This is a genomic window from bacterium, from assembly GCA_030649055.1.
GTDB lineage: Bacteria > Patescibacteriota > Minisyncoccia > UBA6257 > JAUSGH01 > JAUSGH01.
In genome coordinates this window covers 1-9,084 of the sequence record JAUSGH010000020.1, presented here as the reverse complement: position 1 = coordinate 9,084, position 9,084 = coordinate 1, and the positions used below count along the sequence as shown (strand labels likewise).

The 9,084-nt window shown below is 53.0% G+C and carries 8 protein-coding genes; all 8 read left to right on the top strand.

All coding sequences use genetic code 11. The features are described 5' to 3' along the window. Positions 1-327: 327 nt before the first annotated feature. On the top strand, positions 328-2,493 hold the full coding sequence (locus Q7R85_04340; protein ID MDO8585315.1) for an AAA family ATPase: 2,166 nt from the start codon (positions 328-330) through the stop codon (positions 2,491-2,493). Positions 2,494-2,534: 41 nt separating this feature from the next. Continuing rightward, complete coding sequence (gene rpsP / locus Q7R85_04335) at positions 2,535-2,891, top strand: 30S ribosomal protein S16 (GenBank protein MDO8585314.1); 357 nt, start codon at positions 2,535-2,537, stop codon at positions 2,889-2,891. 107 nt (positions 2,892-2,998) lie between these two features. Next, positions 2,999-3,292: a KH domain-containing protein gene (locus tag Q7R85_04330; protein ID MDO8585313.1), complete on the top strand. Its 294-nt coding sequence runs from the start codon at positions 2,999-3,001 to the stop codon at positions 3,290-3,292. A 183-nt stretch (positions 3,293-3,475) separates the two neighbouring features. Beyond that, complete coding sequence (locus Q7R85_04325) at positions 3,476-3,859, top strand: hypothetical protein (protein ID MDO8585312.1); 384 nt, start codon at positions 3,476-3,478, stop codon at positions 3,857-3,859. Between the two features lie 345 nt (positions 3,860-4,204). Then, entirely contained in the window at positions 4,205-5,845 is a 1,641-nt protein-coding gene (locus Q7R85_04320; GenBank protein MDO8585311.1) for an FAD-binding oxidoreductase, read from the top strand. A 226-nt stretch (positions 5,846-6,071) separates the two neighbouring features. Next, a complete protein-coding gene (locus Q7R85_04315) occupies positions 6,072-6,986 on the top strand; it encodes a hypothetical protein (GenBank protein ID MDO8585310.1) in 915 nt (304 codons plus the stop codon). 61 nt (positions 6,987-7,047) lie between these two features. After that, entirely contained in the window at positions 7,048-7,689 is a 642-nt protein-coding gene (gene nth, locus Q7R85_04310; GenBank protein MDO8585309.1) for an endonuclease III, read from the top strand. A gap of 99 nt (positions 7,690-7,788) precedes the next feature. Next, on the top strand, positions 7,789-9,084 hold a 1,296-nt coding region (locus Q7R85_04305; protein MDO8585308.1), incomplete at its 3' end, for a phosphoribosylamine--glycine ligase.

Here is a 9,084-nt window from a genome sequence, read left to right as displayed (position 1 = left end):
CACGGAGGAATTGATACCACGTGGGCGTGAATGAACTCGCGGGAACGGCAACGGCAAGCGCCGCCGCGAATGCCGCAATCGTTAGCAGGGCCAGCTGCCCGAGCTGGAAGTAAATCCAGCGGAACCGTTTCCCACCCATGGCGAACCTCCTTTTTTATGGTTGGTGAGACCTCTGCTATAGAGCGTACCTCTTTTGAAACGGCGGGGCAACGAGTTTATTGCAACAGTGTCCAAATTGACATAGGATAAAGATATTGATATTTTGGTTTTTGACATTTGGATTTGTTTAGAAATTAGATATTAGGTATTAGAAATTTCCCCAAAGATATGCGCCTCAAACGCCTCGAACTCCACGGATTTAAGTCTTTCGCGCAGAAGACGGTGTTTGATTTTCCGTCCGGCACAGTTGCGATTGTGGGCCCGAATGGCTCCGGAAAGTCCAACGTCATTGACGCGTTGCGCTGGATTTTGGGCGAACGCGAAGCGAAAAATCTCCGCGGGCTCAAAGCCGATGATTTGATTTTCACGGGCGGCTCCGGAAAGTCGCGGATGAACATGGCGCAGGCGACTATTCATTTTGATAATTCCACGGGATTTTTTCCGGTAGCGTTCGCGGAGGTTGCGGTGTCGCGCAAGGTGTATCGCGACGGCACGTCACAGTATTTTTTGAACGATGCCGAGGTACGTCTTAAAGACGTCATCGATTTTTTTGCCGGCTCGCGTATGGGCACGCGCGGGTTGACCATCATCAACCAGGGGAACAGCGACATGTTTGTGAAGGCAAGTCCTGCCGATCGAAGAGAAATGATCGAAGAAGTGCTGGGACTCCGGCAATTTCAGTTGAAGCGCCACGAGGCGGAGCTGAAGCTCAACGGTACCGCCGCGAATTTGGAAAAAGTGTCGGCGATGGTGGAGGAGCTTCTGCCGCGGCTGCGATTATTGCGTCGACAATCCTCCAAATGGGCGGAGCGGGCGAATATTGAGAAAGAATTGCGTGAACTTGAGCATGGGTATTTCCACGTGAAGCTTGCCGGTCTGGAACGCGAAGGTCTTGCGGTTGCGCCACAGCTTGTCGCAGTTGACACAGAAATCAACACGCACGCCGCGGAACTGGCCGCGCTTCGCGCGTCGCTGGGTGGGTTGCAGCAAAAAAAGCCGAACGCGGGGGCTCAATCTGATAATCGGCAACCGCTTTTTGCCCGTCGCGCCGAGCTTCAACGCGAGCTTGGCCGGTTGGAGGCGAAGCTGGAATATCTTGCCGAGACAAAAGAAGCGGATGTCGCTTCCGTGGAGCTCGTGGCTGCATTGAAGCGTGTGCGTGATGATCTCCACGCCGCGACGACAAGCGAAGACATGGTAAGCGTGCGTCGCATATTGGAAGACATCGTGCAGCGCATTGACGCGATGTTTAAGGGGAAGCAGAGCGCTCCCGATGGCGCATTACTTGAAATCAAAAAGATGCACGCGGCAATGCAGGTGGAGTTGAAAAAGCTGGACAGCGAGTTTGCCGCGCTGGAAATCGCGGCGGCAAAAGACGCGGAGGCTTTTGCGGAGTTTAATAAATCGTTCCAGTCCGCGTTTGAAGAAGTGGAGCGGAAAAAAGATGTGCTTGTCGGACTGCAGACAAAAGCCAATCAGTTGCGGTTTGACCACGAGCGTTTAACCATGCGCCGTGAGGAGTTGGCCGCGCGCGCGCGGGAAGCTGGTCGGACGCTGGATGAGTTTACGGCGGTGCCGGCGCAAGCAACATTGGCGTCCGCGGATTTTACGTCCGGTGACGCGTTAATGGTTGCCGAACGCCGCATGTTGAAGCTCCGCGGAGAGCTGGCGATGATCGGCGAAATTGACGAAGGCATGCTCAAAGAAGCCGAAGAAACCGAAACGCGGTATACATTTTTATCAACGCAAAGCGCGGACCTTGCCAAGGCATCGGAAGATTTGCGCGGACTGATGGCGGACCTTACAACAAAAATCCGGACGCAGTTTGCCGGAGCGCTTCACGGTATCAACGAGCAGTTTAATAACTATTTTCGCCTGATGTTCGGCGGCGGAAGGGCACGCCTTGTGGCCGTTAAAAAAGTATTAGTCCCTGAGCTTGTCGAAGGGCAACCTTCTGAAGCTGCGGAACAAAAAGAAAACGAGACCGACCCTGACGACATCGCCGGCATTGACGTGGACTTGACGCTCCCCAAGGGCGTGAAGAGTTTGGATATGCTCTCCGGCGGCGAAAAAAGTTTGGTATCGCTCGCGGCGCTGTTCGCGCTGGTCTCGGTGAGTCCGCCGCCGTTTTTGGTACTGGATGAAGCCGACGCGGCGCTTGATGAAAACAACACAAAGCGGTTTGCCCAGCTTATTAAGTCATTCTCGGACAAAACACAATTTGTGGTGGTCACGCACAACCGTGCGACAATGGAAGCCGCCGACATCCTCTACGGCGTCACCATGGGTCCCGACGGGGCGTCAAAATTGCTCTCCGTCAAACTTGAAAGTTAATATTGACTTTATAACCGGCATCGCTTATCATCATACGTAATATGCTCACATTAAAACTTCAACGGATAGGCAAAAAGCACCAGGCGTCGTATCGTCTGATTGTCGGCGAAAAGCGGGAAAAATTGAACGGCAAACAGCTGGAGGATTTGGGTTGGTACGACCCGCGCGCTGATAAGATGAATTTCAATAAGGAACGCGCGCTGTACTGGATTTCCAAAGGCGCGCAAAAGACCGACACTGTGCACAATCTGCTTATCAAGGCGGGCGTGATTGAAGGGAAAAAAATCGCGGTACACAAACAGCCGAAGAAGAAAGAGGGAGAAAAAACAGCCGAGGCCCCGAAGGCCGAAGCGGCTGCTCCGGCGGCGGAAGCCGCAGCGCCGGCAGCTGTGCAATAGGCGGTAGCCCTTCGATAAACTCAGGGACTAATATTTCCTGAGCTTGTCGAAGGAATACAATTAACGTAAGGATTTGAAAGGTCGCAGACAATCCCGAATTGAATGCTATGCAAGAAACCGACCAACAGTTTTTGGAATACGTGGTGAAGTCCATCGTTGATCATCCGGATGAAGTGAAGATTGACCGGAAGGTGGACGAGATGGGCGTGCTTCTGTCGCTTCGCGTGCATCGCGAGGACATGGGCCAGGTGGTTGGTCGCCAGGGCGCGACCGCGAAAGCCATCCGCTCGCTTTTGAGAATTGTGGGCATCAAAAACAACGCCCGCGTGAATCTGAAAATTGAAGAACCCGAAGGTTCAACGCATGTTCCGCGAAGCAACGACGCGCAGGCAGTGGAATAGGAAAAACAAAAACCGGTCGCCTCAGGCGACCGGTTTTTGTTTGTATGGCATCGTGCGTCCGGATTGGCACGGTCAACTGCTTCCTAACTTCACGATCGTGAAGTTAGGAAGCAGTTTGACTGATTAAAAAGAGTGCGGTATGATACATGGCAGTAAATGGATCTGTTATTGGAGGACTAGGCAATGAAGCAGGCGACTGCGAATTGTCCGGCGAAGGTAAGTCGGAGCAAGAAGTTCGACGTCCGGAAGTTGGAGCTCGTCCCCATCCTGAAGCGCGGTGAGGCGCCTGTGTCGGTGAAAGAGGCAGTGCATCGTGGTCGGGAGAATCCCGCGACGAACTGGGGCAAGCGGGAAATGGAACAGATTTGGGCGGTTCGGGAGAGCATCCCTATCTCTGTTTGGCGCGTCGGCAAGTACGTTCTCTTCACGAAGAGGGTCTGGCGTCGCCGCTACGGCCACCGCTACGTCTGGTGCGTGGACCGCGACGCGAGCGGCTGGTCCCGCGGCTGCTGCTGGCTGGGCGGCGACGTGGATGCGGGTGGCATGCTGCCGTCGCTCCGCAAGTAGTTGGGCCTTGGGTCGTTGGGTCCCTCTGGACTCTTTGACCCCCGCGCCCCTTGGTCCCTTCGTTCTTCTCGGCCCCCGAGCGTTCATCGCTCGGGGCCGCTCTGTTTTTTTAATGTCGTCATTGCGACAACTTATTGTCATTCCGGGCTTGACCCGGAATCCAGTACTCATAAGCTCTGGATCCCCGCATTTCCTCCTGAGGCGGATCCTCCTCCGGAGGACGCGGGAATGACATATAATGATAGTCCTTCGATAAACTCAGGAACTAAGATTTTTATTCCCTGAGCGAAGCCGAGTTGGACTCGGCATGGTCGAAGGGATACATTTTTAGTACAATGAATACAAATGAAGCTTTCCGACGAAATAAAAAAGTTTTTGAAGGGCGAAGTATACGACGACGAGGCGACGCTTCAAGCGTATAGCCACGACGCAAGCTTGTTTGAGGTAAAACCCGCGCTTGTGGTTGCGCCAAAGGACGCGAAAGATATTGAGGCGCTTGTGAAGTTTGCGACGAAACACGAGGGTGTGAGTTTGACGCCGCGCTCCGGCGGCACGGACATGTCCGGAGGTGCCTTAACGGAATCCGTTGTCGTGGACATGCAAAAGCACCTGAACCATATAAAGGAAGTCGGTGGGGATTTTGCAGTGACGGAGCCGGGCGTATATTACCGCGATTTTGAAGCGGCAACGCTCCGCAAGGGATTGCTGCTGCCGTCGTATCCCGCGTCTCGGGAAATGTGCACCATCGGCGGAATGGTGGCTAACAATTCCGGAGGCGAAAAAACATTGGCATACGGAAAGACCGAGCGCTACGTCTCAAGCTTGAAGGCGGTGCTTGCCGACGGCAAAACATACGAACTCCGTCCGCTCGACGGTTCCGAGCTGAAGAAAAAAATGGCGAGCCGAACATTTGAAGGCAGATTATACAAAGGGCTTTATACGCTCGTCACAAAAAACGCGGAACTGCTGAAACGCGCGAAACCCAACGTGTCGAAAAATTCCGCGGGATATTATTTGTGGAACGTGTGGGACAGCGAGAAAAAAGTTTTTGATATTACGAAACTGTTTGTGGGTTCGCAGGGGACGCTGGGTATCGCGACGGAGGTAAAATTCCGGCTCGTGAAACCGAAACCGTACGCGAAAATGCTCGTGCTCTTTTTGCGCGACACGGGCGTTCTTGGCGAATTGGCAAAGACCGCGGTGCGCTTCGGACCGGAAAGCTTTGAATCGTTTGACGATAACACCTTAAAGCTCGTGTTCCGTTATTTGCCGGACTTGATCAAACTTATCAAGCCGAAAAATATGTTTTCGCTGATGCTGAAGTTCTTGCCCGAGGCATGGATGATTCTGACCGGCGGATTCCCGAAGCTCGTGATGCTCTTGGAATTTACGGGCGACTCTGAAGCGGAGGCATTGAAAAAAATGCAGACCGCCGCCGCGGCGCTCAAAAAGTTTCCCGTAAAGATGCGGCTGGTTAAAACCGATGAAGAAGCGCGCAAGTATTGGGTGATGCGGCGGGAGAGTTTCAACTTGCTCCGTTACCATTTAAAGAACAAACGCACCGCGCCGTTCATCGATGATGTGGTGGTGCGTCCGGAACTCTTGCCGCAATTTTTGCCGCAGCTGAACGCCATGCTCGCGCCATACAAAAGTTTGACGTACACCATCGCGGGGCACGTGGGCGACGGAAATATCCATGTTATCCCGCTCATGGACATGCGCGACCCCGCTTCGCGTCAAATTATTCCCGAGCTTTCTAAAAAAGTGTACGATCTTGTGCTGAAATTCGGCGGTTCCACGACAGGCGAACACAACGACGGCCTCATTCGCACGCCATATCTTGAACAGATGTACGGGAAAGAAGTATATAAACTATTCCAAGCGACAAAAAAACTCTTTGACCCGAAAAACATTTTTAATCCCGGCAAAAAAGTTGATGGCGACTTGGACTACGCGATGGAGCATCTTCGGACGGAGCAGGAGTGAAGCCACGGAAGTTATAAAGACTGCGCGAGTCGCGGGGGCTGATACAAATGTTTACATTATCACCGCTTAAGCGGTGATAATGTAAACATTTTGCGATACTGGAAATACAAAACGCTCATAATGGCGGGAAGGTTAAATGAGCGTCAAAAGGGTGACAAAATAAATTGGTTACGCTATAGTCATTTGCAGAACGCGCGATTGTATCTTTGGAGGAATCCCTGTGGATATGCGTTCGTATATTGGCGTTCGCGGACTCGTTTCTCCTGGCGAGGGAAAGCGTCTTGTGGAAATATTCCGCGAGATCACAAACCCGCCGGCGCGTTGTCTCGCCATCGTCGTTGACGTTAGCGATGATACGTTCGCGGAAACTTTGAAAGAGGCGAAGGCGCGCTGCGGGGAGCGCAACGAGCACGCGCACTTGAACCCATCGGTCGCGAATATCCCGAAGATTTTCGTGGCGCACGAGTCGGTGCTGAACTTCGTGAACTTCGCGACCACGAACCGGGCGAAGCTTGTCGAGAACCTGGAACGGGTTGTCGGTGTGGCGGGGCCGCTGCTCCACGGCATCCAGCTCGCCATGGACTGGCCGCCGACCGGAGCGCTTCGGGCATTCCGCGTGGCGCACCCGGAGCTCCGCGTGATACTGCGCGTGAGCCGCGACGGCGTGCGGACAGTACAGCGAGAGATGGAGCTGGCGATAGAAAAGGAACAAGAGGAAGGAGAGGAGGATTATGAGGCGTCTTCTCCGGAAGAGATCGCCGCGATGGAGAAGGGCAAGGAAGTGATGCTCGCCGACGCCGTTGCGGGGAGAGTTGCGTCGTACGCCGGCGGAATCACGGACGTGTTGCTGAACCTCTCCGGCGAGGTGAAGGAGGGCGGTAGGCACTTTGACGCCGAACTCATGACGGAATTCCTGCGCGCGCTGCGGAGAAAAGAGGAGACACGGACGCTGGGAATGGGTGTTGCCGGCGGATTCGGGGGAAGGCCATTCTCTATCCGTCCGGTCGAAGCAATACTCCGCGAGTTTCCCAACGTGAGCATGAACGGCTGTGGCGCGATGGTGAACGTCGTGTACCAGTTGGATGTCGGAATCGCTATGTCTTTTTTCCGGAACGCGGAAGACATGTGCGCGAATGTGTAGTAGGAAGCTGTCTCCCACGTGAGCGTTGCTCGCGTGGGAGATTCTCTTTATAGTAAGAATCATGATAGCAAGAATCATAGATCAAAAACTTTTTGCACAACGCAAAAAACGCGTCGCAAAAATAATCGCGGCGTTGAAAAAGCTTTTCCCCCAAGCCAAGATCGCGTTGAGATTTAAGAATCATTGGGAACTGCTCGTCGCCGTTGAACTTTCCGCGCAGTGCACGGACAAAAAAGTGAATGAAGTGACGGAGGCATTGTTTAAAAAATACCGGACGCTGGACGATTACGTACACGCGGATCGCAGCGAGTTTGAAAAAGATATTCATTCCACCGGTTTTTTCCGTAACAAAACAAAAAATATTCTCGCCGCCGCGAAAATGGTCAAAGAAAAATTCGGCGGAAAACTTCCGAGGACAATGGAAGAAATGCTCACGATTCCGGGCGTGGCGAGGAAAACCGCGAACGTGGTGCTGAGCAATGCTTATGGCGTGGTGGAGGGAATAGCGGTTGATACGCACGTGAAGCGCTTGGCGCGCGTGTTGGGGCTCACCGACAACACCGATCCGGTAAAAATTGAGCGCGACTTGATGGCGCTTATCCCCAAGCGTGATTGGTTTGAATTTACCTATCGCCTGATCAATTACGGCCGGACATGTTGCGTGGCGCGTTCGCATGATCACAAAAAATGTCCATTAACGTGATTGTCATTCCGGATTTAATCCGGAATCCAGGAGCGCGTTCTGGATCCCCGCTTTCGCGGGGATGACAACAATTAACGCGATGTGTGTCATAATAAAAATATGCCGGAAGAACAAAAAAATCCTAACGCGAAAAAATTCCTTTTCGTCTCACATGAAAGTTTGAGCGGCGATTTGGCGTGGCAGTTAAAAAAAGAAGGGGCAGAGGTGAAGGTATACATCAAGGCGAAAAGCGACGCGGATGTGTACGACGGCATTTTGGATAAAGTCGCCGATTGGGAGAAGGAAATTGATTGGGCGGATGTCGTGGTGTTTGATGATGTGGGTTTTGGCGAGGCGGCTGACAAGCTGCGCACCGCGGGGAAGCTGGTCATCGGTGGAAGCGTGTACACCGACCGTTTGGAGATTGAGCGCGAATACGGCCAGTCCGAGATGAAGCGGTTGGGGCTTTTGACGCTGCCGCATTGGGACTTTGAAAACTTTGACGATGCGATAAAATTTTTGAAAGAAAATCCCGGACGGTACGCGTGGAAGCCGTCGGGCAACACGCCGTCGTACATGAAAGGCTTGTTGTTTTTGGGAACCGAAGAAGACGGTAAAGATATCGTCGAGATTTTGGAGCGCAACAAAAACGGATGGGGGAAAAAGATTAAGAATTTCCAGTTGCAGAAATTCGTTTCCGGCGTGGAGGTTGCCGTCGGCGCGTTTTTTAACGGTCACGATTTCATCCAGCCGGTGAACATTAACTTTGAACATAAAAAACTCTTTCCGGGCGACATTGGCCCATACACGGGCGAGATGGGTACGCTGATGTTTTGGACAGCGACCAACACGTTGTTCCGCGCGACGTTGGAAAAAATGCGCGACGAGCTGCGCGTCGCGAAATATGCCGGCTATGTGGACATCAACTGCATCGCGAACGCGCGTGGCATCTATCCGCTGGAGTTCACGTGCCGCTTCGGCTACCCGACAATCTCTATTCAAATGGAAGGCGTGCAAAGCGTGTGGGGCGAATTTTTGCTGGCGTTGGCAAACGGAACGCCGTTTGATCTTAAAACAAAAAAGGGTTTCCAGATCGGTGCCATCATCGCCGTGCCGCCGTTCCCTTATGATGACCAAAAGACGACTGATACCTATAAAGATCTTTCTATCCTGTTTAAAAAGCCAAGCACGGAAGGTTTGCACTTAGGCGATGTGAAGATTGTTGACGGCGACTGGAGGGTTGCGGGGGAGTCGGGGTATGTGCTGGTTGTGACCGGATCAGGCACGACGGTTACGGAGGCGAGGGTGCAGATGTATAACCGCATCGGCAACATCATGCTGCAAAATATGTTTTACCGCACCGACATCGGCGCGAAATGGACGGAAGACAGCGACCGCTTGCAAACGTGGGGATAT